The following is a 25,832-nucleotide window of genomic DNA, read 5'->3' as shown; positions in this document are numbered from 1 at the left end:
CGGTCGGACCTAACCTGGGCCCATGGCCGACCCGTCCACGTACCGCCCAGCGGTCGGCAGCATCCCCGAGGACCCCGGCGTCTACAAGTTCCGCGACCCCGCCGGCCGGGTCATCTACGTGGGCAAGGCGAAGAGCCTCCGGCAGCGGCTGAACAGCTACTTCGCCGACGTGTGGGGCCTGCACCCGCGCACCCGGCAGATGGTCACCACCGCCGCCAGCGTCGAGTGGACCGTCGTCGGCACGGAGGTCGAGGCGCTCCAGCTCGAGTACAACTGGATCAAGGAGTTCGACCCCCGCTTCAACGTCCGCTACCGCGACGACAAGAGCTACCCGTCGCTGGCGGTCACGCTGAACGAGGAGTTCCCGCGGCTGCAGGTCATGCGCGGGCCCAAGCGCAAGGGCGTCCGCTACTTCGGGCCCTACGCCCACGCGTGGGCGATCCGGGAGACGCTGGACACCCTGACCCGGGTCTTCCCGGCGCGCACCTGCTCCAACGGCGTGTTCAAGCGGGCCAGCCAGATCGGCCGGCCCTGCCTGCTCGGCTACATCGGCAAGTGCGCCGCGCCCTGCGTCGGCCGGGTCAGCGCCGAGGAGCACCGGGAGATCGTCGACGACTTCTGCGACTTCATGGGCGGCCGCACCGAGCAGATGATCCGCCGGCTCGAGCGCCAGATGGCCGAGGCCGCGGAGGAGATGAACTACGAGAAGGCCGCCCGGCTGCGCGACGACCTCGGTGCGCTGCGCCGGGCGCTGGAGAAGCAGGCCGTCGTCCTCGGTGACGGCACCGACGCCGACGTCGTCGCCTTCGCCCAGGACGAGCTGGAGGCCGCCGTCCAGGTCTTCCACGTCCGGGGCGGCCGGGTCCGCGGCCAGCGCGGCTGGATCATCGACAAGGTCGAGGAGGTCACCACCGGCCAGCTCGTCGAGCAGTTCCTGCTGCAGGTGTACGGCGGGGTCGACGAGCAGACGGGCACCGGCGAGGCGGGGGAGGCGGTGCCGCGCGAGGTGCTCGTCCCCGAGCTGCCCGACGACGCCGAGGTCTACGCCGAGCTGCTGAGCGAGCTGCGCGGCTCCCGGGTGTCGCTGCGGGTCCCGCAGCGCGGTGACAAGCGCAGCCTGATGGAGACCGTCGAGCGCAACGCCAAGGAGTCCTTCGCCCGGCACCGGGTGAAGCGGGCCAGCGACCTGACCGCCCGGTCGATGGCGCTGTCGGAGATCCAGGAGGCGCTGGACCTGCCCGAGGCCCCGCTGCGGATCGAGTGCATCGACATCTCGCACGTGCAGGGCACCAACGTGGTGGCCAGCATGGTCGTCTTCGAGGACGGCATGGCGAAGAAGTCGGACTACCGGCGCTTCTCCGTGGCCCAGGGCACCGACGACACCGCCGCGATGGCCGAGGTCGTCCGCCGCCGCTTCGCCCGGCACCTCAAGGAGGAGGCGGACCGCCGCGACGAGCAGGGCATCGCCGCGGAGGAGGGCCGGCCGCGCCGGTTCGCCTACCCGCCGAACCTGCTCGTCGTCGACGGCGGGCAGCCCCAGGTCGCCGCCGCCAGCCGGTCGCTGGCCGAGCTCGGCGTCGTCGACGTCGCGGTCTGCGGGCTGGCCAAGCGGATGGAGGAGGTGTGGCTGCCCGACGACCCCGACCCGGTCATCCTGCCGCGCACCTCCGAGGCGCTGTACCTGCTGCAGCGGGTCCGCGACGAGGCACACCGGTTCGCGATCACCTACCACCGGCAGAAGCGATCCAGCACGATGCTCGTGTCGCTGCTGGACGACGTCCCAGGGCTCGGCGACACCCGGCGAAAGGCGCTGATGAAGCAGTTCGGATCCCTCAAGCGGCTGCGTGCGGCCACGGTCGAGGAGCTCACCGCGGTACCCGGCATCGGTCGGCGCACCGCGGAGGCGGTGCTGGCGGCCGTCGCCGAGCCCGTCGCGGCCGGAGCCGACCCCGACCGGGTGGCCGAGGACGCGGTGGAGCTGGAGGCCCCTGTGGGCGCGGCCGCCCCCGTCCGGCCGGTGCACGGCGCGGCGGCCGGCGACACCGCCGAGGTCGGCCGGGTCCACCAGGCGGAGGTGCGCGGCCGATGACCGTCGAGGAGCGCGCCGGCGAGCCGGTCGCCGACGGGACCGGCTCGCCGGGCGACGTCGCCCCCGCCGCGGAGGCGACGAGCACCGACTCGGCGCCGCTGGACGTCGTCGTCGTCACCGGGCTGTCCGGGGCGGGCAAGAACAGCGCCGGCCGGGTGCTGGAGGACCTGGGCTTCTTCGTCGTCGACAACCTGCCGCCGGCGCTGCTGCAGCCGATGGTGGAGCTCGGCGCCCGCGGCGACGTCCGCCGGTTCGCCGCCGTGGTCGACGTGCGCAGCCGGGCGTTCTCCAGCGACCTGCAGGAGTCCATCCGGCTGCTCGCAGAGGCCGGCCACCGACCCCGCGTGGTCTACGTGCACGCCCGCAACGAGGTGCTCATCCGGCGCTACGAGTCCAACCGCCGCGAGCACCCGCTGCAGGGCAGCGGACGGCTCGTCGACGGCATCGACGCCGAGCGGGAGCTGCTCACCGGGATCGCCGGCGAGGCCGACCTGTGGGTCGACACCAGCGACCTCAACGTGCACCAGCTCCGGGCCACCCTCGAGGCGGCGTTCGTGGAGCACGACGCGCCACCCCAGGTGGTGGCGACCGTGCTCAGCTTCGGCTTCAAGTACGGCCTGCCGCTGGACGCCGACCTGGTGGTGGACGCCCGGTTCCTGCCCAACCCGCACTGGGTGCCGGAGCTGCGGCCGATGACCGGCCGGGACGCCGAGGTCCGCGACTACGTGCTCGGCCAGGACCACGCGTCGGAGTTCCTCGACGAGTACATGAAGGTGCTGGAGCTGCTGCTGCCCGGCTACCGGCGGGAGGGCAAGCGCTACCTGACCCTCGCCGTCGGCTGCACCGGCGGGAAGCACCGCAGCGTGGCGATCGCCGAGGAGTTCGCGCGGCGGCTCACCGCCGAGGGCGTCGCGGCCAACGCCCGGCACCGCGACCTGGGGCGGGAGTAGTGGAGCCCGTGCTCGACGCCGGCCCGGTGCGGATCACCGCACCGCCGCCGGTGCCCGCGCCCACCGGCGGCGAGCGCCGGACCGGGCGCGAGCGGCTGCGGGTGGTCGCGCTGGGCGGCGGGCACGGCCTCGCCGCGGCGCTGACCGCCTGGCGGCGGCTGACCGGTGAGCTGACCGCGGTGGTCACCGTCGCCGACGACGGCGGCTCGTCGGGCCGGATCCGGCGCGAGATGCCGGTGCTGCCGCCTGGTGACCTGCGGATGGCGCTGGCCGCACTGGCCGGTGAGGAGCCCCGCACCCAGGAGATGGCCCGGCTGCTGCAGCACCGCTTCGGCGGCAGCGGGGTCCTCGCCGGGCACCCGGTGGGGAACCTGATGCTCACCGGCCTCACCGAGATGCACGGTGGCGACAGCGTGCGGGCCCTGGGCGCGCTGGAGCAGCTGCTCGCCGCCCAGGGGCGGGTGCTGCCCATGGCCGAGGTGCCGCTGGACCTGGTGGCGACGGTGGAGAGCACCGATCCCGACGACCCGCAGGACACCCGGCGGATCCGCGGTCAGGTGGCGATCGCGTCGACCCCGGGCCGGGTCCGGGAGATCCGGGTCTCGCCGGCCGACCCGCCGGTGCCCGTCGAGGTGCTGCGGGCGATCGCCGCGGCGGACGTGATCAGCCTCGGGCCGGGCTCCTGGTACACCTCCGTGCTGCCCCACCTGCTGGTGCCGCGACTGCGCCAGGCGCTGGCCGAGGCCACGGCCCGGGTGGTCGTCGTCCTCAACCTCGAACCGCAGCCGGGGGAGACCGACGGCTTCTCACCCGAGGAGCACCTGGGGGTCCTGCTGGCCCATTGCGAAGGCGTGTCGCTGCACACCGTCATCGCCGATGCGGCTGCGGTTGTTGACCGACGTGGTCTGCTGTCTGCTGTGCAGGGATGTGGTGCGGAACTGGTGCTCGCGCCGGTCGCTGCGCCCGACGGGGCACCACGACACGATCCTCAGCGGCTCGCCGCCGCACTGGCCTCCGTGGTCGGTGCGCGGTGACCGGACGGACCCGGGCGGGTTCCCGGGACGACCGGGGCGCCTGTCGGCACACAGGGGGAAAGGAACAGCACGCATGGCCATGACAGCGATGGTGAAGGACGAGCTCTCCCGCGTGGAGTGCACGAAGACCTCCGAGCGCAAGGCCGAGGTGACCGCGCTCCTGCGCTTCTCCGGCGGCCTGCACATCGTGGGTGGCCGCGTGGTCATCGAGGCCGAGCTCGACACCGGCTCGGTGGCCAGACGGCTGCGGCGCGACATCAGCGAGGTCTACGGCTACACCAGCGGGGTGAGCGTGCTCGCCGGCGGCAACATCCGCCGCGGCGTGCGCTACCTCGTGCGGATCGCCAAGCACGGCGAGGGCCTGGCCCGGCAGACCGGGCTGGTCGACCAGCGCGGCCGGCCGGTGCGCGGGCTGCCACCGTCGGTGGTCTCCGGCGGCATCGGGGACGCCGAGGCGGCGTGGCGCGGTGCCTTCCTGGCGCACGGGTCGCTGACCGAGCCGGGGCGGTCGTCGTCGCTGGAGGTGACCTGCCCCGGGCCCGAGGCAGCGATGGCCCTGGTGGGCGCTGCCCGCCGGCTGGGCATCGCGGCCAAGGCCCGCGAGGTGCGCGGCACCGACCGGGTCGTCGTCCGGGACGGTGACGCGATCAGCGCCCTGCTCACCCGGATGGGCGCCCACGACGCGGTGCTCGCCTGGGAGGAGCGGCGGATGCGCCGCGAGGTCCGGGCCACCGCCAACCGGCTGGCCAACTTCGACGACGCCAACCTGCGCCGGTCCGCCCGCGCCGCGGTCGCGGCCAGCGCCCGGGTCGAACGGGCGCTGGAGATCCTGGCCGACGAGGCCCCCGAGCACCTGCTGGTGGCCGGCCGGCTGCGGCTGGAGTTCGGCCAGGCGTCGCTGGAGGAGCTCGGCCAGCGCGCCGACCCGCCGATGACCAAGGACGCCGTCGCCGGGCGCATCAGGCGTCTGCTGGCCATGGCGGACAAGCGGGCCAAGGACCTCGGCATCCCGGACACGGAGTCCGTCGTCACCGACGACATGCTCACCTGAGCACCCGAGACGTCCGCGACGTCTCCTCCGCACGTCGGGGGAGACGTCGCGGACGTCTGTCGGACGGGCCGGGACGACCCGGACGCGCGGTCGGGAGCGGGCCCGCGGGCCGATAGGCTGTCCGCGGAACGTGGCCGCGCACACGCGCGGCCCGCGGTGCCGCGGGGCCGACCGGCCCGGTGCGGCCAACACGGTCTGGGAGGTCCGCAGTGACGGTACGGGTCGGGATCAACGGGTTCGGTCGGATCGGCCGCAACTTCTACAGGGCGGCTGCCGCCAGCGGTGCGGACGTCGAGATCGTGGCGGTCAACGACCTGACCACCCCCGAGACGCTCGCGCACCTGCTCAAGTACGACAGCATCCTGGGCAAGCTGCCCGAGGACGTCTCGGTCGTCGGTGACGGCATCAAGGTCGGCGGCGCGACCGTCAAGGTGCTGGCCGAGCGCGACCCGGCCAACCTGCCCTGGGGCGACCTGGGTGTCGACGTCGTCGTGGAGTCCACCGGCTTCTTCACCAAGGCCGACGACGCCCGCAAGCACGTCGACGCCGGTGGCGCCAAGAAGGTCATCATCTCCGCGCCGGCCACCGGCGACGACCTGACGATCGTCATGGGCGTCAACCACGAGCAGTACGACGGCTCGCAGACGATCATCAGCAACGCGTCCTGCACCACCAACTGCCTGGCCCCGCTGGCCAAGGTGCTCAACGACGCCTTCGGCATCGAGCGTGGCCTGATGACCACGATCCACGCCTACACCGCCGACCAGAACCTGCAGGACGGCCCGCACAAGGACCTGCGCCGCGCCCGCGCCGCCGCGCTGAACATCGTGCCGACCTCCACCGGTGCCGCCAAGGCCATCGGCCTGGTCCTCCCGGAGCTCAAGGGCAAGCTCGACGGCTACGCGCTGCGCGTCCCGGTGCCGACCGGCTCGGCCACCGACCTCACCGTCACCGTGGGCCGCGACGTCACGGTCGAGGAGGTCAACGAGGCCTACAAGGCGGCGGCCGCAGGCCCGCTGGCCCCCTACCTCGTCTACACCGACGCGCCGATCGTCTCCTCCGACATCGTCACCGACCCGGCGTCGTGCATCTACGACTCCGGCCTGACCAAGGTTTTCGGCAACCAGGTCAAGGTCGTCGGCTGGTACGACAACGAGTGGGGCTACTCCAACCGGCTCGTCGACTCCGTCGTCCTGGTGGGCTCGAAGCTCCAGTGAAGTCCGTCGACCAGCTCCTCGCCGAGGGGGTCGCAGGTCGGCGCGTGCTGCTGCGCGCCGACCTGAACGTCCCGCTGGACAAGGTCACGAACGAGATCACCGACGACGGCCGGATCCGGGCCAGCCTGCCGACGATCGCCGCGCTCCGCGACGCCGGGGCCCGGGTCGTCGTCGCCGCCCACCTGGGGCGGCCCAAGGGCGAGCCCGACCCGCAGTTCTCGCTGGCACCGGTCGCCGCCCGGCTCGGTGAGCTGCTGGGCACCGACGTCCCGCTGGCCGCCGACGTCGCCGGCCCGGACGCCTCGGCCAGGGCCGCGGCGCTGACCGACGGTCAGGTCCTGCTGCTGGAGAACGTCCGCTTCGAGGCGGCCGAGACCAGCAAGGACGACGCCGTCCGCGGCGAGCTCGCCGACCGGCTGGCCAGGCTGGCCGAGCTGTACGTGGACGACGCGTTCGGCGCCGTGCACCGCAAGCACGCCTCGGTCTACGACGTGGCGACCCGGCTGCCGCACGCCGCCGGCCGGCTCGTCGCCCAGGAGCTGGACGTGCTCGCCCAGCTCACCGCCACGCCGGTGCGGCCCTACGTCGTCGTGCTCGGCGGCTCCAAGGTCAGCGACAAGCTCGGCGTGATCGAGGCGCTGCTGCCCAAGGTCGACCGGCTGCTGATCGGCGGGGGCATGTGCTTCACGTTCCTGGCCGCCCAGGGGCACGGCGTCGGCAGCTCGCTGCTGGAGGCCGACCAGGTCGACACCTGCCGGCGGCTGCTCGACGAGGCCGGCGACCGGATCGTCCTGCCGGTCGACGTCATCTGCGCCGACCGGTTCGCCGCGGACGCGTCTCGCAGCCTGACGCCGGCCGACGCCATCCCGGACGACCTGATGGGGTTGGACGTCGGACCGCTCACGGTCGACCTGTTCACCGCCGAGCTCGTCGATGCGCACACGGTCTTCTGGAACGGGCCGATGGGCGTGTTCGAGCTGGCCCCCTTCGCGGCCGGCACCCGCGGGGTCGCTCAGGCCGTCGCCGCGGTCGACGGGCTGTCCGTCGTCGGTGGCGGGGACTCGGCGGCCGCCGTGCGGCAGCTGGGCCTGGACGAGGAGTCCTACGGGCACATCAGCACCGGTGGCGGGGCATCCCTGGAGTACCTCGAGGGCCGGGAGCTCCCCGGTCTCGCGGTGCTCGCGGACTGAGAGGCGACGACGATGGCACGCAGCAAGCCGAGGCCGCCCCGCGAGGGACGCCGGCCGCTGATCGCCGGCAACTGGAAGATGCACCTCACGCACCTGGAGGCCATCGGCCTGGTCCAGAAGCTGGCGTTCTCGCTCACCGAGCCCCAGCTGGACGCCGCCGAGGTGGTCGTCGTCCCGCCGTTCACCGCGCTGCGCAGCGTGCAGACGCTGGTGGCCGGCGACAAGCTGGAGATCGGCTATGGCGCGCAGGACCTCTCAGCAGCGGACTCCGGCGCGTACACCGGCGAGGTCAGCGGGGCGATGCTCGCCGCGCTGGCCTGCCGGTACGTGCTGGTCGGCCACTCCGAGCGGCGCACGCTGCACGGTGAGGACGACGCCGTGGTCGCGGCCAAGGTGCAGGCCGCGCTGCGGCACGGCCTGGTCCCGCTGCTGTGCGTGGGGGAGGGGCTGGACGTCCGGCGGGCCGGGGCGCACGTGTCGCACTGCACCGACCAGCTCGACCTCGCGCTGGCCGGCCTGACCGCCGAGCAGGTCGCCGACCTGGTCGTCGCCTACGAGCCGGTCTGGGCGATCGGCACCGGCGAGGTGGCCACCCCGGACGACGCGCAGGAGGTCTGCGGGGCACTCCGGGCGCGGCTCGCCGAGCGCTACGGCCCGGAGACGGGGGCGGCGATCCGTATCCTCTACGGCGGGTCGGTCAAGGCCGGCAACACCGCCGGCATCCTCGCCGGGCCGGACGTCGACGGAGCGCTCGTCGGCGGTGCCAGCCTGGACGCCGACGAGTTCGCACAGATCTGTCGTACCGCTGCCGGTGGGAGCTGACCGCCGCCGGCACTGACCGGGCGGAGCAGCAGCCACGTTGAGCACCAGCACGGAACGACGGCCGGCTCGCCGCCGCGACCTCCGGGGAGCGGGGCGGCCGGCCGTCGTGTTGGCCGTGGTCGCCCTCCTCGCGCTGCTGACCGGCTGCGGGAGCGGCAACAGCGGCGCGGCCGGGGTGCCCACCCAGACCGGTGAGGCCGACAGCGGGGTCGACGGCGTCCGGGCGCCCTCCGAGGCGACCGGCGGCACGCTGCGCCTGGTGGCGGGGGACATCGACAGCCTGGACCCGCAGCGCTCGTACGTGCCCGGCGTGTGGAACCTGATGCGGCTGTACATCCGCACCCTGGTCACCTACTCGTCCGAGCCCGGGAGGACCGACGAGCTGGTCCCCGACCTGGCCACGGACCTCGGGACGACGCCCGACGGTGGCAGGACCTGGACGTTCACGCTCAAGGCCGGGGTCCGGTTCGAGACCGGCCGGGACATCACCTCGCGTGACGTCAAGTACGGCATCGAGCGGTCCTTCGCCTCCGACGTGATCACCGGGGGTCCCAACTACGTGCTGGACCTGCTGGACACCGAGGACGTCTACGCCGGGCCGTACCAGGACGAGGCGCCCGACAAGCTGGGGCTGAGCTCCATCGCCACCCCCGACGACACGACGATCACCTTCACGCTCAGCACCCCGACGCCGGACTTCCCCTTCGTCATGGCGCTGCCCTCCAGCAGCCCGGTCCCGGTGGAGAACGACGCCGGCGCGGCCTACGGCGGCGACCCGGTCAGCTCCGGCCCGTACGTGGTCACCTCCGCCGACCCCTCGATCGGCGTCGTGCTGGACCGCAACCCGCAGTGGGACCCGGCCACCGACGCCGTCCGGACCGCGCTGCCCGACCAGGTCGTCGTGCGCAGCGGGCTGTCCGCTGTGGCGCGGGACCAGGCGCTCCTCGCCGGGTCGGCCGACGCCGACCTCTCCGGCACGGGCGTGCAGCAGGTCACCACGAGCCGGCTGGACGGTGACGAGCTGACGGGACGGATCGACGACGTGACCACCGGGTCGCTGCGGCTGCTCGCCCTGCCGACCACGGTGGCGCCGATGGACAACGCCGACTGCCGGGCCGCGGTGGCCGCCGCCGTCGACCGGGGCGCCGTCCAGGAGGCGCTCGGCGGGCCGGGCAACGTCGTCCGCTCGTCGTTGCTGTGGCCGCGTGCGCTGGCCGGCGGTCCGGAGGACCCCGACCCCGGCCCGGACCTGGCGGCGGCCCGGGCGTCCCTGACGGCCTGCGGGAAGCCCGACGGCTTCAGCACGGTCCTCGCCGTCCCGGACGCCCCGAACACCGTGGCGGTGGCGAACGCGATCGCCGACGACCTGGCCGAGGTCGGCATCGCCGCGGAGGTGCGGCCGCTGGACCCCTCGACCTACTACGCCTCCGACGTCGGCGACCCGGGCAACGTCACCGCCCAGGGCTACGGGATCGTGCTGGCCACCTGGACCGCGGACTTCCCGACCTCCGCGTCGTTCCTCGTCCCGCTGGTCGACGGCCGCTCCCTCCGCGCGGTCGGCAACACCAACTACGCCCGGCTGGCCGACCCGGGCGTCAACGGCCTGGTCGACGCTGCCCGGGCGGCGACCGACCCGGCCGCCGCGGCGGGTGCCTGGCGTCAGGTGGTGACCGCGGTGGACGCGACGCACGTCTACGTCCCGCTCGCCGAGAACCGCGTCCAGCTGCTGGCCGGCCAGCGGCTGCGCAACGGGGTCGTCATGCAGCCCTACGGCGGGTACGACGTCGTGACCGCCGGGGTCAGCTGACAGCCGCGGGAGCATCGCAGGGAGCGCCAGCGACCGAGGAGCGGACCGGGGCGCGGAAGCTGACGTGTGGGCAGGGTCAGCTGACAGCCGCGGGAGCATCGCAGGGAGCGCCAGCGACCGAGGAGCGGACCGGGGCGCGGAAGCTGACGTGTGGGCAGGGGCAGCTGATGGGGGCGCTCCCACGGGTGCGGGCAACCCGTCGGCTAGGCTGGTCAGTCGTGCCCCCGGCCCACCGGGTGCGAGTCCACACCCCGTGGGCATGAGGACAGGAGACTGACGATGATCGAGCTGGTCCTCAACGTGCTGCTGGTCCTCACCAGCGTGCTGTTGATCGTGCTCATCCTGCTGCACCGCGGCAAGGGTGGCGGTCTGTCGTCGATGTTCGGTGGCGCGGTCTCCTCCCAGCTGTCCGGCAGCTCCGTGGTGGAGAAGAACCTCAACCGGCTGACCGTCTTCGCCGGCCTGATCTGGGCGATCTGCATCGTCGGTCTGGGCATCCTGCTCAAGGTGTAGAGACCCACCGGCGCTGCCTGTCAGCGCGGGTGGACGGTCGACCCCCCGTCTGACCAGGCACTCAGTGCCAGGGCAAGTTTTTGACGGCCGGACGCGTGCCGGTACGCAGGGTGTCCGCATCGTGACCTGAGACCGGCCGGAGAGGCCCTAGACTGCCCGAGCGGTGATCAACTGGGACCGCGATCGAAGCCGACGATCAGGGGGCCGCTCGTGGCTGGTGGGAACGCGATCCGGGGGAGCCGGGTCGGTGCGGGGCCGATGGGAGAAGCGGAGCGCGGCGAGACGGCGCCCCGGAACCGGATCGGTTTCTGGTGCGCCAACGGACACGAGTCGCGGATCGCCTTCGCGGCCGACATCGAGGTCCCGGAGACCTGGGACTGCCCGCGCTGCGGTCTCCCGGCCGGGACCGACCAGCAGAACCCGCCGCCGGCTCCGCGCACGGAGCCGTACAAGACGCACCTGGCCTACGTGCGTGAGCGGCGCAGCGACGAGGACGGCGACGCCCTCCTCGAGGAGGCACTGAGCCGCCTCCGCGCCCGCCGAGGCGCGTGACGCAGGACCCCCTCCCCGGCCCGGGGAGGGGGTCCTCCCTCATCTGCGGGGCAGCGCGCTCGCGGCCGCCTCGTCGAGGAGCCAGCGGGTGGCCCGGCGTCCCCGGGCACCGACGGCCGGCAGGTCCGAGCGCGCGGCTCCACCGAGCGCGCGGGCGACGGCCTCGGCCTTGCCCTCGCCGCTGACCAGCAACCAGACCTCCTCCGCGGAGGTGATCGCGGAGAAACCGAGGCTGACCCGGGTCGGGGGCGCCTTGGGGCAGTTGCGCACCGCGACGACCGGGCGCTCGTCGGAGACGGCCGGGGAGTCCGGGAAGATCGACGCGATGTGGCCCTCCGGGCCCATCCCCAGCATCAGCACGTCGATGCGGGGCAACGACCGGCCGTCCTCCGCCCCGGCGGCGAGTTGCTCGGCGTACCAGGCAGCCGCCTCCTCGGGCTCGTCGAAGCCGGCGTCGGAGGAGGGCATCGGGTGGATGCGCTCGGGGGCCAGCCCGACCCGGCCGAGGAACGCCTCGCGGGCACCGAGCTCGTTGCGGTCGCTGGAGTCGGCCGGGACGAATCGCTCGTCGCCCCACCACACGTCGACCAGCTGCCAGTCGACGACGGCGTGCTCGGGTTCCGCAGCCAGGTCGGCGACCCGCTGCAGCACGGCGGTGCCGATGCCACCGCCGGTGAGCACCACCGACGCCGTCCCGTGCACGGCCTGAGCGGCGGCGAGCCGGGCCACCAGGGCCGAGGACACCGCCCGGGCCAGCCGGTCGGCGTCCGGTTCGATCACCACGTCCGGCGTCGGCAGGCCCTCGTCGGCCAGCGCCTCCTCGACCTGCTCGCCGGGTCCGAACTGGGTCATCGGGTGCCGGCCTCCTCGGTCGCGGGGGCGTCGGGCGCCTGGACGGCCTGCTGTTCGTCGGAGTCGTCGGCAGGGGAGTCGTGCTCCCCGCTCAGTGCGACCTCGTCGGTGTCACCAGGGACGTCGGGGACCGTCGGCGCGGGCTGCGCGGCGGCCGTGTCGCCCCCCGTCCGGCCCTCCCCGTTCGTCGGCTCCTCGGTCTGCTGGGGCCGCATCGGGTCGTACCAGACGTGGTCGCGGCAGGCCGACCGGTCGGACAGCCCGGCCGTGCCGGTCACCGACTCCAGTGCCTCGCTGTACGGCTCGTCGGAGTCCAGCCGCCGCAGCTCCTCGCCGATGAGCTCACCGAGGCTGCGGTCGGGCAGCGCGACGACGGACTCGGGCCGGAACGGCTGGTCGATGACGGCGCCGCCCTTGCGGTCGTCCTGCAACCGGACCTCCTCGTCCTGGTCCAGCCGCAGCAGCACGGAGTCGATGCCGGACGCGCCGGGCGCCCGGTTGCCGGGGACCACCGGGACCGGGCAGCCGCACCGGGACGCCAGCCAGCCGGCGACCAGCTGGGCCGTCGCGTTCTCCGGGTCGCCCTCGACCTGACCGCCCTGCACCCGCACCGGCTCGCCGCGGCGGCCGGACACCGAGTCCAGGGTGGAGGCGAGCGTGGCCCGCCACGGGGTGCTGCGGGTCCATGCCAGGTCGGTGTCACCGGGCGCGTAGTCCTCGGCGCGCACGCGCAGCGCTGCCATCGGGTCGGCGGCCATCGAGGCGTCGGTGATCCGGCGGTCGGCGATCACGCCCAGCGGGTCGCGGGCGATCTGGTCCGGCGGCGCCTCGTGCCACCAGGTGACCACCGGTGCGTCGGCGGCCAGCAGCGGCAGCACGACGGACTCGGCGTGCAGGCCCAGCCGGCCGTACATCCGCATGACCACCGCCTCGCCGGGGCCCAGCCGGCCGCCTACGAGCACCTCGGCGTCCAGCCGGGGGACCGGTGCCTCGATCTGCCGGCGGACGACGACGAGCAGCCGGCACGGGTGCACCTCGGCGGCGGCGGTCGCGGCCTGCTCGGCCTCGGTGACCCGGCCCTCGTCCGCGACGACCACCAGGGTCAGCGCGACGCCGCTCATCACCGCACCGCCGGTGCGTCGCTGGACCGCCAGCTCCTTGACCACCGCGGATCCGGTGGTGTCCCACAGCGTGGTCATGACTTCTCCTCGGACGTACGCAGGGACGTGCAGGTCACGGACGGCGCCACTGGCGCTCCTCGGCGGCGAGCATGTCCTCCGCTGCGCGCGGCCCCCACTCGCCGGCCCGGTAGGAGTGCGGCGTGGTGTCGGCCCAGTACTCCTCCAGCGGGTCGATGACCGCCCAGGAGGCCTCCACCTCGGCGTTGCGGGGGAAGAGGGTGGCGTCGCCGAGCAGCACGTCGAGCAGCAGCCGCTCGTACGCCTCGGGGCTGGCCTCGGTGAACTGCTCGCCGTAGAGGAAGTCCATCGCGACGTCGCGGACCTCCATCACGCTGCCCGGCACCTTGGAGCCGAACTTCAGCGTCATGCCCTCGTCGGGCTGGACGCGGATCACCAGCTGGTTGTGGCCCAGCTCCTCGGTGTCCGTGGGCGCGAAGGGCAGGTGCGGGGCGCGCTTGAAGACCAGCGCGATCTCGGTGACCCGGCGGGGCAGGCGCTTGCCGGTGCGCAGGTAGAACGGGACGCCCGCCCAGCGGCGGGTCTCCACGCCCAGCCGGACGGCGGCGTAGGTCTCGGTGGTGGAGTCCGGGCTGACGCCCTCCTCCTGCCGGTAGCCGGTGGCCCGCTGGCCGGCCAGCCAGCCCTGCTCGTACTGGCCGCGGATGGCGAACCGGGCCTTGTCCTCGGGCACCGACACCGCACGCAGCACCTTGAGCTTCTCGGTGCGGATCTCCTCGGCGGAGAACTCGACCGGCTCCTCCATGGCGGTGAGTGCCAGCAGTTGGAGCAGGTGGTTCTGCAGCACGTCGCGCGCGGCACCGGTCTTCTCGTAGAAGCCGGCCCGGCCGCCGATGCCGACGTCCTCGGCCATGGTGATCTGCACCGAGTCGACGTGGTGGCCGTTCCAGACCGGTTCGAACAGCTCGTTGGCGAAGCGGAGGGCCAGCAGGTTCTGGACCGTCTCCTTGCCCAGGTAGTGGTCGATGCGGAACACGTCGTCGGCGGTGAAGACCGAGTCGACCAGCGCGTTCAGCTCGCGGCTGGACTGCAGGTCGTTGCCGAAGGGCTTCTCCACGACCACCCGCCGCCACCGGTCCGGGGTGCTCTCGGCCATCCCGGTGCGCTCCATCTGCTTGAGCACCGTGGGGAACATGGCCGGCGGGATGGAGAGGTAGAACGCGGCGTTGCCGCCGATGCCGTGGGTGCCCTCCAGCTCGGAGAGGTTGCTGGCCAGCTCGTCGAAGGCGTTGTCGTCGTCGAAGGAGCCCTGGACGAAGCGCACGCTGTTGGCCAGCCGCTCCCAGACCTCCTCGCGCCACGGGGTGCGGGCGTGCTCCCGGGCGGCCGAGCGGGCGAGCTCGGAGAACTCCACGTCACCCCAGTCGCGGCGGGCGAAGCCCAGCAGCGCGAAGTTGGTGGGCAGCAGCCCGCGGTTGGCCAGGTCGTAGACCGCCGGCAGCAGCTTCTTGCGCGCCAGGTCCCCGGTGATCCCGAAGACGACCAGGGCGCAGGGCTCCGGCACCCGGGGCAACCGCCGGTCCCGCGGGTCCCGCAGCGGGTTGGTGGGCATGGTTTCCGTCCTCGATGTGCTCGCAGGAACTCCCGCCGTCCGGCTCGCTGGACCGGACGGCGGGAGGGGTGTTCCGGGTGGTGCTGGCGCCGCCGGGGCGGCACGGGGGCTCAGGCCGTCAGGCCTTGTCCTCGAGCTGCTCCTTGACCGAGCCGGTCAGCTCGTCCCAGGCGTCGCTGAACTTCTGCACGCCCTCGACCTCCAGGACGCGGAAGACGTCGTCGAGGTCGATGCCGGCGTCGGCCACGGACTGCATGACCTTCTCGGCGTCGGCGTAGGAGGACTGCACCGCGGTGCCGGCCTGGCCGTGGTCGGCGTAGGCCTGCATCGTCTTCGGCGGCATGGTGTTGACCGTGCCGGGGGCGATCAGCTCCGACAGGTACATCGTGTCGCTGTACTCCGGGTTCTTGACCCCGGTCGAGGCCCACAGCGGGCGCTGCGGTCGGGCGCCCTTGGCCTCCAAGGCCTTCCAGCGGTCGGAGGTGAAGACCTCCTCGTAGGCCTGGTAGGCGAGCTGGGCGTTGGCGACGCCGGCCTTGCCCTTGAGCGAGGCGTCGGCCCCGGCGGCGTCCAGCCGCTTGTCGATCTCGGTGTCCACCCGGGACACGAAGAACGAGGCGACGGACTCGATGCCCTCGAAGGAGGCGTCCGGGTCCTCCGCCAGCCGCTGCTCCAGCCCGGCCAGGTAGGCCTCCATGACGGCGCGGTACCGCTCGAGGCTGAAGATCAGCGTGACGTTGACGCTGATGCCCTTGGCGATCGTCGTCGTGATCGCGGGCAGTCCCTCGACGGTGGCCGGGATCTTGATGAACAGGTTGGGCCGGTCGACCAGCCACCACAGGTGCGCCGCCTCGGCGGCGGTGGCGTCGGTCTCGTGGGCCAGCCCCGGCGCGACCTCCAGGGAGACCCGGCCGTCACCGGGTCGGGCCGCGGCGATCGGTGCGAGCAGGTCGCAGGCGTCCCGGACGTCGGCGCCGGTGATGGTGCGCAGCGCCTCCTCGACGCTCACCTTGCGCACCGCGAGGGCGTGCAGCTGGTCGTCGTAGGACTTCGACCCGCTGATCGACGCGGCGAAGATCGTCGGGTTGGTGGTGACGCCGACGACGCTGCGCTCGTCGACCAGCTGCTGCAGGTCGCCGCTGCGGATGAGGTCGCGGGAGAGGTCGTCGAGCCAGACGGCGACCCCCGCCTCGGACAGCTGTGCCAGGTTCTCGTTCTGGGCCATTGCCATGTCCTTCCAGAGGTGTGTGATGGCCCCGTCCCGGGTCCCGCCCTGAGCTCGCGAAGGGTGGGGAGGACGGGGTCCTTTCTCAGCGGTCGCCGGTCGGGCTGTCGAGCCCGCCGACCGAGACGCCGGGGCCGGTCGGGGGCACCGGGGTCGCCTTCGCGGCCTCGATGCTCTCGCGGGCAGCGGCGACGACGGCCTCGGCGGTGAGACCGAACTCCTCGTACAGCTTCGAGTAGCTGGCGCTCGCGCCGTAGTGGTTCAGCCCGACCATCCGGCCGGCGTCGCCGACGAAATCGCGCCAGCCCATCGGCACACCGGCCTCGACGCTGACCCGGGCGCGGACCGAGGACGGGAGCACCTCCAGGCGGTAGGCCTCGTCCTGCTCGGAGAACCACTCCCAGCAGGGCAGCGACACCACGCGGGTCGGGACGCCGTCGGCCTCGAGCACCTCGCGGGCGGCGACGGCGATCTGCACCTCGGAGCCGGTGCCCATGAGGATGACCTCCGGGGTGCCCGTCGACGCCTCGGCCAGCACGTAGCCGCCCTTGGCGGTGCCCTCGGCCGAGTTCATGACCGACCGGTCGAAGGTGGGCAGGTTCTGCCGGGAGAGCGCCAGGCCGGCCGGCCGGTCGTTGTTCTCCAGGATGGTCCGCCAGGCGATGGCGGTCTCGTTGGCGTCGGCGGGGCGCACGAAGTCCAGCCCCGGGATGGCGCGCAGCGCGGCGTAGTGCTCGATCGGCTGGTGCGTCGGGCCGTCCTCGCCCAGGCCGATCGAGTCGTGGGTCCACACGTAGGTGACCGGGATCTGCATGAGGGCCGCGAGCCGCACCGCACCACGCATGTAGTCGGAGAACGTGAGGAACGTGCCGCCGTAGACGCGGGTGCCGCCGTGCAGCGCGATGCCGTTCATGATCGCGCCCATGGCGTGCTCGCGGACGCCGAAGTGCAGGGTGCGGCCGTAGGGGCCACCGCTCCACATCTTCGTCTGCCGGTCGGCCGGGAGGAACGACGGCTCGCCCTTGACCGCGGTGTTGTTGCTCTCCGCGAGGTCGGCCGAACCGCCCCACAGCTCGGGCAGCTCGGAGTAGATGGCGGCGAGGACCTCACCGGAGGCCTTGCGGGTGGCAACGCCCTTGGGGTCGGCGTCCCAGCTCGGGAGCTTCTCCGCCCAGCCCTCGGGCAGCGTGCGGGTCTTCATCCGGGCCAGCAGCGCCGCGCCCTCGGGGTTGCTCTGCTCCCAGGTCTGGAAGCCCTTCTCCCACTCGGCGTGGGCGGCCCGGCCGCGCTCGACGACCTCGCGGGTGTGGCCGATGACCTCGTCGGTGACCTCGAAGGTCTGCGCCGGGTCGAAGCCGAGGATCTCCTTGGTCGCCGTGACCTCGTCGTCGCCCAGCGCCGAGCCGTGCGCGGCCCCGGTGTTCTGCTTGTTCGGCGCCGGCCAGCCGATGACCGTGCGCAGCACGATGATCGAGGGGCGGTTGGTCTCCGCCTTGGCCGCGGCGAACGCGGCGTCGAGGCCGGCGAGGTCCTCACCGTCGTCCACGTGCTGGACGTGCCAGCCGTAGGCCTCGTAGCGCAGGCCGACGTCCTCGGTGAAGGCGATCTCGGTGTTGTCCTCGATCGAGATCTTGTTGTCGTCGTAGACGAGGACGAGGTTGCCCAGGCGCTGGGTGCCGGCGATCGAGGAGGCCTCGCCGCTGATGCCCTCCTCCAGGTCGCCGTCGGAGGCGAAGGCCCAGATGGTGTGGTCGAAGAGGCTCTCGCCCTCGGGGGAGTCCGGGTCGAACAGACCGCGCTCGCGGCGGGCCGCCATGGCCATGCCGACGGCGTTGCCCACGCCCTGGCCCAGCGGGCCGGTGGTGGTCTCGACGCCGGGGGTGTGGTTGACCTCGGGGTGGCCGGGCGTCAGTGAGCCCCAGGTGCGCAGCGCCTGCAGGTCGGACAGCTCCAGGCCGTAGCCGGAGAGGTAGAGCTGGACGTACAGCGTGAGGCTGGAGTGGCCCATCGACAGCACGAACCGGTCGCGACCGGTCCACTGCGGGTCGCTCGGGTCGTGCTTCAGCCACTTCTGGAAGAGCAGGTAGGCCGTCGGTGCCATGCTCATCGCGGTGCCCGGGTGGCCGTTGCCGACCTTCTGCACCGCGTCCATCGCCAGGACGCGCGCGGTGTCGATGGCGCGGCGGTCGAGGTCGGTGAAGCCGTCGGGCAGCGTCGGGTGTGGCTGGCGCGGCAACGCCTTGTCGGTGTCGCTGGCCGCCTCGGCCGGGGCCTCTGCCTCGGTGCTCTCGGTGTTGCTGCTGCTGTCGCTGGTCATGTGGCGCTCGGTGCTCCTCGGGGATCGGTCGGAGTCGGACCCGCCCGGGTGGCACGGGGGGCATCCCACCCCGGGCGGACGACGGTGCACACCACGGCCGCCCCGGTCGGCGCGGTCGGAGAGTCGGAAGCGTGGGCGCGACGTCGTCCTCGACCTCGGCCCTACCCGCTTCAGAGGCAGAGTCAACGTGATCAAACCCTAGTGGTGCCTGCCCATTCCCGGAGAGGGGCGGGGCTAGAGTGGCAGGGCAACCCATCCCCGGCGGAGAAGGACCTCGTGGTGCCCTGCTGCCCGCGCGACGCCGCGCTCCCGGGCACCCGGTGACGGCCATCGCCGACCGGGGCGTCGACCGCGCCCGGACGCTCCGTTCGGGCCGCGCGACGGTGGCCGCCTACGTGTCGCTGACCAAGCCGAAGCTCGTCGAGCTGCTGCTGGTCACCACGCTGCCGGCGATGATGCTCGCCGCCGGGGGCTGGCCGGGCACGGGGCTGGTCCTGGCCACCCTCGTCGGCGGCATGCTCGCCGCCGGAGCCGCCAACACCATCAACTGCTGGTACGACCGGGACATCGACCGGTTGATGTCCCGGACCCGGGACCGGCCGATCCCCAGCGGGGTCATCCGCCCCCGCAACGCGCTGGTCTTCGGCGTGCTGCTGGCCTGGGTGTCGCTGGTCCTGCTCGGCCTGTTCACCACGCCGCTGGCCACGGCGCTGGCCGCCGCCGCGGTGCTGGCCTACTCGGTGCTCTACACGATGGTGCTCAAGCGCCGGACCCACCACAACACCGTCTTCGGCGGCCTGCCGGGCGCGGCCCCGGTGCTCATCGGCTGGGCCGCGGTCACCGGGTCGCTGGACTGGCCGGCGCTGGTCTTCTTCGGCATCGTCTTCTGCTGGCAGATGCCGCATTTCTGGGCGCTGGCCAGCCGGTTCCGCTACGACTACTTCCGGGCCGGGGTGCCCATGCTCTCGGTGGTGGCCGGGCCGGTCAGCGTCGGACGGCAGTCGGTGGCCTGGGCCTGGGGCACGCTGGGCGTCTCGCTGCTGATGGTGCCCGTGACGCCGCAGCTGGGCTGGATCACCGGCATCGCCACCCTGGGCCTGGGCGCCTGGTACGTCGCGGAGGCGCACGCCTGGCTGAACCGGATCAGGGCGGGTGTGCCCGACCGGCCGATGCGGTTGTTCTCGGTGTCGATCACCTACATGACGCTGCTCTCGATCGCCCTGGTCGCCGACGTCCTGGTCTGATGGTCGGCCTCCGGCCTCCCACCGCGGCCACGTGCCGGTGCCAGTGGCGTCGAGCCCGTCCTGCTCCTCCTCGGGGAGACCCTCCGGGCCTCCCGTCGTCCTCGCCGCGCCGGTGGCGCGTCCGTCCAGGTCGGCTGGCGGTCGAGTGACTCCTCTGGGAGGCCTCGTGCCTCAGCCTCCCGTCGTCGTCACCGGACGGCGGTGCTCGCCACCGGCGCCGCGTCCAGGGGCACTTCGGACGCCGGGCCGCGGACCGACCAGAGCAGCCGGGCCGTGTAGACGGTGATCAGCACCGCGCCGGCCATGTGCAGCAGCACCAGCAGTGCGGGCAGGTGCGTGAAGTACTGCACGTAGCCGATGACGCCCTGCAGCAGCTCCACGACGAGCAGGTCGCGGGCCGCGCGTCGGACCCGGCCGGGGGAGTCGGTGGCGGCCAGCGCCACCAGCAGCGCGACCGTCAGCCCGATCAGCAGGAACACGACGTCGGCGTGCAGCTGGCTGACCAGCTCGGGGTCGAAGCCGGTGCGCCCGGCCTCCGGGTCGCCGCTGTGCGGGCCGCTGCCGGTGACCACGGTGCCCACCACCAGGACGGCGGCCACCGCGGCGGCGATCCCGGTCGCCAGCAGCGCGAGCGGACGGCGGACCACCAGCTGGCCGACGCCCGGTTCGCGGGAGCGCAGCCACAGCACCGTCGCGATCGCGACCAGCACCATGGAGAGCAGGAAGTGCGCAGCGACCGTCCACGGGTTGAGCCCGGTGAGCACGGTCACCCCACCGAGGAGCGCCTGCGCGGGGATGCCCAGCAGGCTGAGCACCGCCAGCCGCCGCAGGTCCCGGCGCGCCGAGGCGAAGACCGTGACGACGGTCGCGACAGCCACCACCACCAGCGCGAAGGTGAGCATCCGGTTGCCGAACTCGATCAGCCCGTGACCGGCCAGCTCCGGGGTGGGCCGGATGCTCCCGTCGGTGCACTCGGGCCAGGTGGGGCAGCCCAGGCCGGAGCCGGTGAGCCGGACGGCGCCGCCGGTCACCACGATCACGCCGTTGGCGACCACGTTGGCCAGGGCTGTCCGGGAGACGACGGACGGGTTCATCCGAGAGCGGAACGACGCGGGAAGAACCGACACGCTCCCGATGCTACTTACCCCGGCGCCCCCGCCCCCCGGTCCGATCAGCCGGCCGGCGGCACCGCCCGACGCGCGCAGACCGACGAGCCCGACACACAGTCGGAGCAGTGCGCAGCGTCCGCGGTGGGCACATGGGCGTCGACCCGTTCCTACGAGAGGTCTCCCTCAGACATGACCAGCGGATTCCCGGGCGCGCCCTTCGGCGACGGCGGCCCCTTCGACGACTTCTTCCAGGCCTTCCTCGGCGGCCCCGGCGCACGCCGGGGCATGCAGCGGGTGGACATCACCCAGCTGCTCAGCTCGCACTCCCGTGAGGTGGTGTCCGCCGCCGCGCGGCAGGCCGCCGAGTGGGGGAGCCCGGACCTGGACACCGAGCACCTGCTCTGGGCGCTGGCCGGCCACGAGCCCACCCGCACGCTGCTGTCCCGCAGCGGTGCGGACCCCGACCGGCTGAAGAGCGATCTCGCCGGCCTGCTCACCCGGGGCGAGCCGACCGGGCAGGCCCCGGCGCTGACGCCCGCGGCCAAGCGGGCCCTGCTCGATGCCCACCAGGTGTCCCGGGCCAGCGGCTCGACCTACATCGGCCCCGAGCACCTGCTGTTCGCGCTCTCGCTCAACCCCGACTCCGGTGCGGGTCGGGTGCTGGGCGCCGCGCGCGTGACCCCCGAGGCGCTGCAGCGCGCTGCGGCCGGCGGGCCCGTCCCGGCCGGGGCCGGGAGCGGTGGTGGCGAGCAGCCGCCGTCGAACACCCCGACCCTGGACGAGTACGGCCGTGACCTCACGGCGATGGCCCGCGACGGCAAGATCGACCCGGTCATCGGCCGGGCGCAGGAGATCGAGCAGACGATCGAGGTGCTGTCGCGGCGCAACAAGAACAACCCCGTCCTCATCGGTGAGGCCGGCGTCGGCAAGACCGCGATCGCGGAGGGCATCGCCCTGCAGATCGTGGACGGCGACGTCCCCGAGTCGGTGCGCGGCCGGCGGCTGGTCGAGCTCGACCTGACCGGCCTGGTCGCGGGCACCCGCTACCGCGGCGACTTCGAGGAGCGGTTGAAGAAGGTGATGGACGAGATCCGCGAGCACAGCGACGAGGTGATCGTCTTCATCGACGAGCTGCACACCGTCGTCAACGCCGGTGGCTCCGAGGGGTCGGCCGGCGCGGGCAACATGCTCAAGCCGGCGTTGGCCCGCGGCGAGTTGCACATCATCGGCGCCACGACGCTGGACGAGTACCGCCGCACCATCGAGAAGGACGCCGCCCTGGAGCGCCGCTTCCAGCCGGTGTTGGTCCCCGAGCCGAGCACGCTGGACACGGTCGAGATCCTGCGCGGGCTGCGCGACCGGTACGAGGCGCACCACCAGGTCCGGTTCACCGACGCGGCGCTGGTGGCCGCAGCCGAGCTGTCCGAGCGGTACATCACCGACCGGCACCTCCCCGACAAGGCGATCGACCTGATCGACCAGGCCGGTGCGCGCACCCGGCTGCGGGTCAAGCGGCCGACCACCGACCTGCGGGAGCTGGAGCAGCGGGTCCAGGAGCTGCAGCGGGAGAAGGACCAGGCGGTCGCGGCCGAGCAGTACGAGCGCGCCTCCGGTCTGCGCGACGAGATCGCCACCGCCCAGGCCGACCTGGACGGGGCCCGGTCCGGTGGCGGGGGCGGGATCCCCGAGGTGGGGGTGGCCGAGATCGCCGAGGTGGTCTCCCGGGCGACCGGCATCCCGGTGGCCCAGCTGACCCAGGAGGAGCGCGACCGGCTGCTCCGGCTGGAGGACGTCCTGCACGAGCGGGTCGTCGGCCAGGACGAGGCGGTCGAGGTGGTCGCCGAGGCGATCCGCCGCTCGCGCGCCGGCCTGGGCGACCCGGACCGGCCGATCGGCAGCTTCCTGTTCCTCGGCCCCACCGGCGTCGGCAAGACCGAGCTGGCGCGGGCGCTGGCCGAGGCGCTGTTCGGCGACTCGGACCGGATGGTCCGGCTGGACATGAGCGAGTTCCAGGAGCGGCACACGGTCAGCCGGCTGGTCGGCTCGCCTCCCGGCTACGTCGGGTACGAGGACGCCGGTCAGCTGACCGAGGCGGTGCGGCGCCGTCCCTACTCGGTGGTGCTGCTCGACGAGATCGAGAAGGCCCACCCGGACGTGTTCAACACGCTGCTGCAGCTGCTGGACGCCGGCCGGCTCACCGACTCCCAGGGCCGCACGGTCGACTTCAGCAACACCGTGGTGATCATGACCAGCAACCTGGGGTCGGAGGCCATCGTGAACGCCGGCCGGGGCCCGCTCGGGTTCACCGCCAACGGCAACGCGGGCAACGACCTGCGTGACCAGGTGATGCGGCGGCTGCGGGACTCGTTCCGGCCGGAGTTCCTCAACCGGATCGACGAGATCGTGGTCTTCCGGCAGCTCGAGGCCGAGCAGCTGGCGAGGATCACCGACCTGCTGCTGGACGAGACCCGGCGCCGGCTGTCCGCCCAGGACATCGCCGTCGAGGTCTCCCCGGAGGCGGTGACCTGGCTGGCCGAGCGCGGGCACGAGCCGCAGTTCGGTGCTCGGCCGTTGCGCCGGGCGATCCAGCGGGAGGTCGACAACCGGCTGTCCCGGCTGGTCCTGGGCGGTGAGCTGCGGCCCGGCCAGCAGGTGACGATCGACGTCGTCGACGGCGACCTGGACCTCCAGGTGGCCGACCGGCAGCCGAACACCGTCGCGGAGGCGGAGACGCCCGCCGCCGTGTGACTTCCCTCTCGGGGGAGCACAGGGAGCCCGCAAGTAAGGTCCGCCTTGCTTGCGGGCTCCCTGAATAAGCACACAATCGTGTTGTGGAAACCGCTGCGGTGCGTGCCGCCGTCCCCTCGCCGGCCGTGCCGGCCGAGGACGGGCGCACCCGTGACCGGGTGAGCGGGCTGCTCCTCGAGCACGGTCCGCAGAGCGCCGCGGAGCTGGCCGCCCGGCTGGGCATCTCCCCGGCCGCGGTCCGCCGGCACCTCGACGGCCTGGTCGCCACCGGCCGGGTGGACGAGCGGGTGGCCCCCGGTGGCCAGCGCGGCAGGGGCCGGCCGGCCCGCCGTTTCGCCCTCACCGACGCCGGCCGCTCCTCCTTCCCGCACGCCTACGACGACCTCGCGCTCACCGCGCTGCGCTTCGTGGCCGAGCACGGCGGCCCCGATGCCGTCCGGGCGGTGGCGGAGAAGCAGCTGTCCGGGCTGGCCGAGCGGTGCTCGACCGCCGTCGACGACGCCCTGGCGGACGCCGAGCGGGACGGCGCCACCGCACCCGTCGACCGCGCGCAGGTGCTGGCCACCGCGCTGACCACCGAGGGTTACGCCGCGACCGCCTCGGCGATCTCCAGCGGTGGCCAGCTGTGCCAGCACCACTGCCCGGTGGCCCACGTCGCGGCCGAGTTCCCGCAGCTGTGCGAGGCTGAGACGGCGGTGATCAGCAAGCTCGTCGGCACCCACGTGCAGCGGCTGGCCACGATCGCCCACGGCGACGGGATCTGCACCACCCACATCCCCGCCCAGCTCACCCCGACATCTCGGAACAAAGCCACCCCTGCACGCCCTGTACCTGCTGGTAGCGCCGTGGCGCACGACGCCGGCGCCAGCACGAGCAGCACCCCCTCGATCGACCGGGAGAGGACCCCCGCATGACCAGCACCCAGCAGCCGGTGAGCACCCCGCTCACGCAGGACGAGGCGATCGACTCCCTCGGCCGCTACAAGTACGGCTGGGCGGACGCCGACGTCGCCGGTGCCTCGGCGACCCGCGGCATCAACGAGGACGTCGTCCGCGACATCTCCCGTCGCAAGAACGAGCCCGAGTGGATGCTCGAGCGGCGTCTCAAGGCGCTCAAGATCTTCGGCAAGAAGCCCATGCCCGACTGGGGCTCGGACCTGTCCGGGATCGACTTCCAGAACATCAAGTACTTCGTGCGGTCGACCGAGGCCCAGGCCGCCTCGTGGGACGACCTGCCCGACGACATCAAGAACACCTACGACAAGCTGGGCATCCCGGAGGCCGAGAAGCAGCGGCTGGTCTCCGGTGTCGCGGCCCAGTACGAGTCCGAGGTCGTCTACCACAAGATCCGCGAGGACCTCGAGGAGCAGGGCGTCCTGTTCCTGGACACCGACACCGCGCTGCGCGAGCAGCCCGAGCTCTTCCGCGAGTACTTCGGCTCGGTCATCCCGGCCGGGGACAACAAGTTCGCCGCGCTGAACACCGCGGTCTGGTCCGGCGGCTCGTTCATCTACGTGCCCAAGGGCGTCCACGTCGAGATCCCGCTGCAGGCCTACTTCCGGATCAACACCGAGAACATGGGCCAGTTCGAGCGGACCCTCATGATCATCGACGAGGGTGCCTACGTGCACTACGTCGAGGGCTGCACCGCGCCGATCTACAAGACCGACTCGCTGCACTCCGCGGTCGTCGAGATCATCGTGAAGAAGAACGCGCGCTGCCGGTACACGACCATCCAGAACTGGTCGAACAACGTCTACAACCTGGTCACCAAGCGGGCCGTCGCCCACGAGGGCGCGACCATGGAGTGGGTCGACGGCAACATCGGCTCCAAGGTGACGATGAAGTACCCCGCCGTCTGGATGACCGGTGAGCACGCCAAGGGCGAGGTCATGTCCATCGCCTTCGCCGGTGAGGGCCAGCACCAGGACGCCGGCGCCAAGATGGTGCACGCCGCGCCGCACACCTCCTCGACGATCGTGTCGAAGTCGGTCGCCCGGGGCGGTGGCCGCACCTCCTACCGCGGCCTCGTGCAGATCGACGAGGGCGCCTACGGCTCCAAGTCGACGGTGAAGTGCGACGCGCTGCTGGTCGACACGATCAGCCGCTCGGACACCTACCCCTACGTCGACGTCCGCGAGGACGACGTCGCGATGGGTCACGAGGCGACCGTCTCCCGGGTCAGCGACGACCAGCTCTTCTACCTGATGAGCCGCGGCCTGTCCGAGGACGAGGCGATGGCGATGGTCGTCCGCGGCTTCGTCGAGCCGATCGCCCGGGAGCTCCCGATGGAGTACGCCCTCGAGCTCAACCGCCTGATCGAGCTGCAGATGGAAGGTGCCGTCGGCTGATGGCTGACACG

General features: G+C 72.9%; 20 protein-coding genes. 14 read left to right on the top strand and 6 right to left on the bottom strand.

What is annotated here, in order from left to right; genetic code table 11:
* Positions 1-22 precede the first annotated feature (22 nt).
* From uvrC to FHL79_RS14100, 10 genes are all read left to right on the top strand, one after another.
* Complete coding sequence (gene uvrC / locus FHL79_RS14145; protein ID WP_138759227.1) at positions 23-2,089, top strand: excinuclease ABC subunit UvrC; 2,067 nt, start codon at positions 23-25, stop codon at positions 2,087-2,089.
* On the top strand, positions 2,086-3,039 hold the full coding sequence (gene rapZ / locus FHL79_RS14140) for an RNase adapter RapZ (protein WP_138759226.1): 954 nt from the start codon (positions 2,086-2,088) through the stop codon (positions 3,037-3,039). Before uvrC ends, rapZ begins: the two co-directional genes overlap by 4 nt.
* 8 nt (positions 3,040-3,047) lie before the next feature.
* The gene (locus FHL79_RS14135; protein ID WP_246080783.1) at positions 3,048-4,073 is read left to right on the top strand and encodes a gluconeogenesis factor YvcK family protein; all 1,026 of its coding nucleotides are present in this window, start codon (positions 3,048-3,050) and stop codon (positions 4,071-4,073) included.
* Positions 4,074-4,146: 73 nt separating this feature from the next.
* Entirely contained in the window at positions 4,147-5,124 is a 978-nt protein-coding gene (gene whiA, locus FHL79_RS14130; RefSeq protein ID WP_014741624.1) for a DNA-binding protein WhiA, read from the top strand.
* A 209-nt stretch (positions 5,125-5,333) separates the two neighbouring features.
* Positions 5,334-6,341 carry a type I glyceraldehyde-3-phosphate dehydrogenase gene (gene gap, locus FHL79_RS14125; protein ID WP_138759224.1) on the top strand — a complete coding sequence of 336 codons (1,008 nt, stop codon included), beginning with the start codon at positions 5,334-5,336 and terminating at the stop codon, positions 6,339-6,341.
* Entirely contained in the window at positions 6,338-7,531 is a 1,194-nt protein-coding gene (locus FHL79_RS14120) for a phosphoglycerate kinase (protein ID WP_138759223.1), read from the top strand. Before gap ends, FHL79_RS14120 begins: the two co-directional genes overlap by 4 nt.
* Before the next feature lie 12 nt (positions 7,532-7,543).
* Positions 7,544-8,353 carry a triose-phosphate isomerase gene (gene tpiA, locus FHL79_RS14115; protein ID WP_138759222.1) on the top strand — a complete coding sequence of 270 codons (810 nt, stop codon included), beginning with the start codon at positions 7,544-7,546 and terminating at the stop codon, positions 8,351-8,353.
* Between the two features lie 37 nt (positions 8,354-8,390).
* Entirely contained in the window at positions 8,391-10,160 is a 1,770-nt protein-coding gene (locus FHL79_RS14110; protein ID WP_246080781.1) for an ABC transporter substrate-binding protein, read from the top strand.
* 279 nt (positions 10,161-10,439) lie between these two features.
* Positions 10,440-10,673: a preprotein translocase subunit SecG gene (gene secG, locus FHL79_RS14105; RefSeq protein WP_218938469.1), complete on the top strand. Its 234-nt coding sequence runs from the start codon at positions 10,440-10,442 to the stop codon at positions 10,671-10,673.
* Between the two features lie 210 nt (positions 10,674-10,883).
* The gene (locus tag FHL79_RS14100; protein ID WP_041795380.1) at positions 10,884-11,225 is read left to right on the top strand and encodes an RNA polymerase-binding protein RbpA; all 342 of its coding nucleotides are present in this window, start codon (positions 10,884-10,886) and stop codon (positions 11,223-11,225) included.
* 39 nt (positions 11,226-11,264) lie between these two features.
* Here the strand turns inward: FHL79_RS14100 and pgl are convergent, their stop codons facing one another.
* From pgl to tkt, 5 genes are all read right to left on the bottom strand, one after another.
* Positions 11,265-12,077, bottom strand: coding sequence for a 6-phosphogluconolactonase (gene pgl / locus FHL79_RS14095; RefSeq protein ID WP_138759221.1), 813 nt, complete (start codon positions 12,075-12,077; stop codon positions 11,265-11,267).
* Positions 12,074-13,276: a glucose-6-phosphate dehydrogenase assembly protein OpcA gene (locus FHL79_RS14090; protein ID WP_138759220.1), complete on the bottom strand. Its 1,203-nt coding sequence runs from the start codon at positions 13,274-13,276 to the stop codon at positions 12,074-12,076. Before FHL79_RS14090 ends, pgl begins: the two co-directional genes overlap by 4 nt.
* 34 nt (positions 13,277-13,310) lie before the next feature.
* Positions 13,311-14,828, bottom strand: a complete 1,518-nt coding sequence (gene zwf / locus FHL79_RS14085) for a glucose-6-phosphate dehydrogenase (RefSeq protein WP_138759219.1) — start codon at positions 14,826-14,828, stop codon at positions 13,311-13,313.
* A 118-nt stretch (positions 14,829-14,946) separates the two neighbouring features.
* Positions 14,947-16,053, bottom strand: coding sequence for a transaldolase (tal, locus tag FHL79_RS14080; RefSeq protein ID WP_138759218.1), 1,107 nt, complete (start codon positions 16,051-16,053; stop codon positions 14,947-14,949).
* 85 nt (positions 16,054-16,138) lie between these two features.
* Positions 16,139-18,370, bottom strand: coding sequence for a transketolase (gene tkt / locus FHL79_RS14075; protein WP_138759217.1), 2,232 nt, complete (start codon positions 18,368-18,370; stop codon positions 16,139-16,141).
* A 320-nt stretch (positions 18,371-18,690) separates the two neighbouring features.
* On the opposite strand from tkt, the gene FHL79_RS14070 reads away from it, so the two are divergent.
* Positions 18,691-19,614 carry a heme o synthase gene (locus FHL79_RS14070; RefSeq protein WP_138759216.1) on the top strand — a complete coding sequence of 308 codons (924 nt, stop codon included), beginning with the start codon at positions 18,691-18,693 and terminating at the stop codon, positions 19,612-19,614.
* Positions 19,615-19,802: 188 nt separating this feature from the next.
* Here the strand turns inward: FHL79_RS14070 and FHL79_RS14065 are convergent, their stop codons facing one another.
* Positions 19,803-20,741, bottom strand: coding sequence for a COX15/CtaA family protein (locus FHL79_RS14065; RefSeq protein WP_246080779.1), 939 nt, complete (start codon positions 20,739-20,741; stop codon positions 19,803-19,805).
* A gap of 171 nt (positions 20,742-20,912) precedes the next feature.
* Here FHL79_RS14065 and FHL79_RS14060 point away from each other — a divergent pair, with 171 nt between their 5' ends.
* The 3 genes from FHL79_RS14060 (at position 20,913) to sufB (ending at position 25,821) form a co-directional block, all read left to right on the top strand.
* Positions 20,913-23,471, top strand: coding sequence for an ATP-dependent Clp protease ATP-binding subunit (locus FHL79_RS14060; protein WP_138759215.1), 2,559 nt, complete (start codon positions 20,913-20,915; stop codon positions 23,469-23,471).
* An 83-nt stretch (positions 23,472-23,554) separates the two neighbouring features.
* Positions 23,555-24,385: a helix-turn-helix transcriptional regulator gene (locus tag FHL79_RS14055; protein ID WP_246080777.1), complete on the top strand. Its 831-nt coding sequence runs from the start codon at positions 23,555-23,557 to the stop codon at positions 24,383-24,385.
* Entirely contained in the window at positions 24,382-25,821 is a 1,440-nt protein-coding gene (gene sufB, locus FHL79_RS14050) for a Fe-S cluster assembly protein SufB (protein ID WP_138759214.1), read from the top strand. The genes FHL79_RS14055 and sufB overlap by 4 nt, the downstream gene beginning before the upstream one ends.
* Positions 25,822-25,832: the final 11 nt, after the last annotated feature.

It is taken from the genome of Modestobacter altitudinis, from assembly GCF_005930475.1.
Classification (GTDB): Bacteria; Actinomycetota; Actinomycetes; order Mycobacteriales; family Geodermatophilaceae; genus Modestobacter; species Modestobacter altitudinis.
This window is presented reverse-complemented; position numbering and strand designations above follow the sequence as displayed.

Bases quoted from the DNA above. Each gene is read 5' to 3' on its own strand.
- pgl (WP_138759221.1), bottom strand. From the start codon at position 12,077: ATGACCCAGTTCGGACCCGGCGAGCAGGTCGAGGAGGCGCTGGCCGAC.
- FHL79_RS14090 (WP_138759220.1), bottom strand. From the start codon at position 13,276: ATGACCACGCTGTGGGACACCACCGGATCCGCGGTGGTCAAGGAGCTG.
- FHL79_RS14060 (WP_138759215.1), top strand. From the start codon at position 20,913: ATGACCAGCGGATTCCCGGGCGCGCCCTTCGGCGACGGCGGCCCCTTC.
- rapZ (WP_138759226.1), top strand. From the start codon at position 2,086: ATGACCGTCGAGGAGCGCGCCGGCGAGCCGGTCGCCGACGGGACCGGC.
- whiA (WP_014741624.1), top strand. From the start codon at position 4,147: ATGGCCATGACAGCGATGGTGAAGGACGAGCTCTCCCGCGTGGAGTGC.
- sufB (WP_138759214.1), top strand. From the start codon at position 24,382: ATGACCAGCACCCAGCAGCCGGTGAGCACCCCGCTCACGCAGGACGAG.
- uvrC (WP_138759227.1), top strand. From the start codon at position 23: ATGGCCGACCCGTCCACGTACCGCCCAGCGGTCGGCAGCATCCCCGAG.
- tkt (WP_138759217.1), bottom strand. From the start codon at position 18,370: ATGACCAGCGACAGCAGCAGCAACACCGAGAGCACCGAGGCAGAGGCC.
- zwf (WP_138759219.1), bottom strand. From the start codon at position 14,828: ATGCCCACCAACCCGCTGCGGGACCCGCGGGACCGGCGGTTGCCCCGG.
- secG (WP_218938469.1), top strand. From the start codon at position 10,440: ATGATCGAGCTGGTCCTCAACGTGCTGCTGGTCCTCACCAGCGTGCTG.
- tpiA (WP_138759222.1), top strand. From the start codon at position 7,544: ATGGCACGCAGCAAGCCGAGGCCGCCCCGCGAGGGACGCCGGCCGCTG.
- tal (WP_138759218.1), bottom strand. From the start codon at position 16,053: ATGGCCCAGAACGAGAACCTGGCACAGCTGTCCGAGGCGGGGGTCGCC.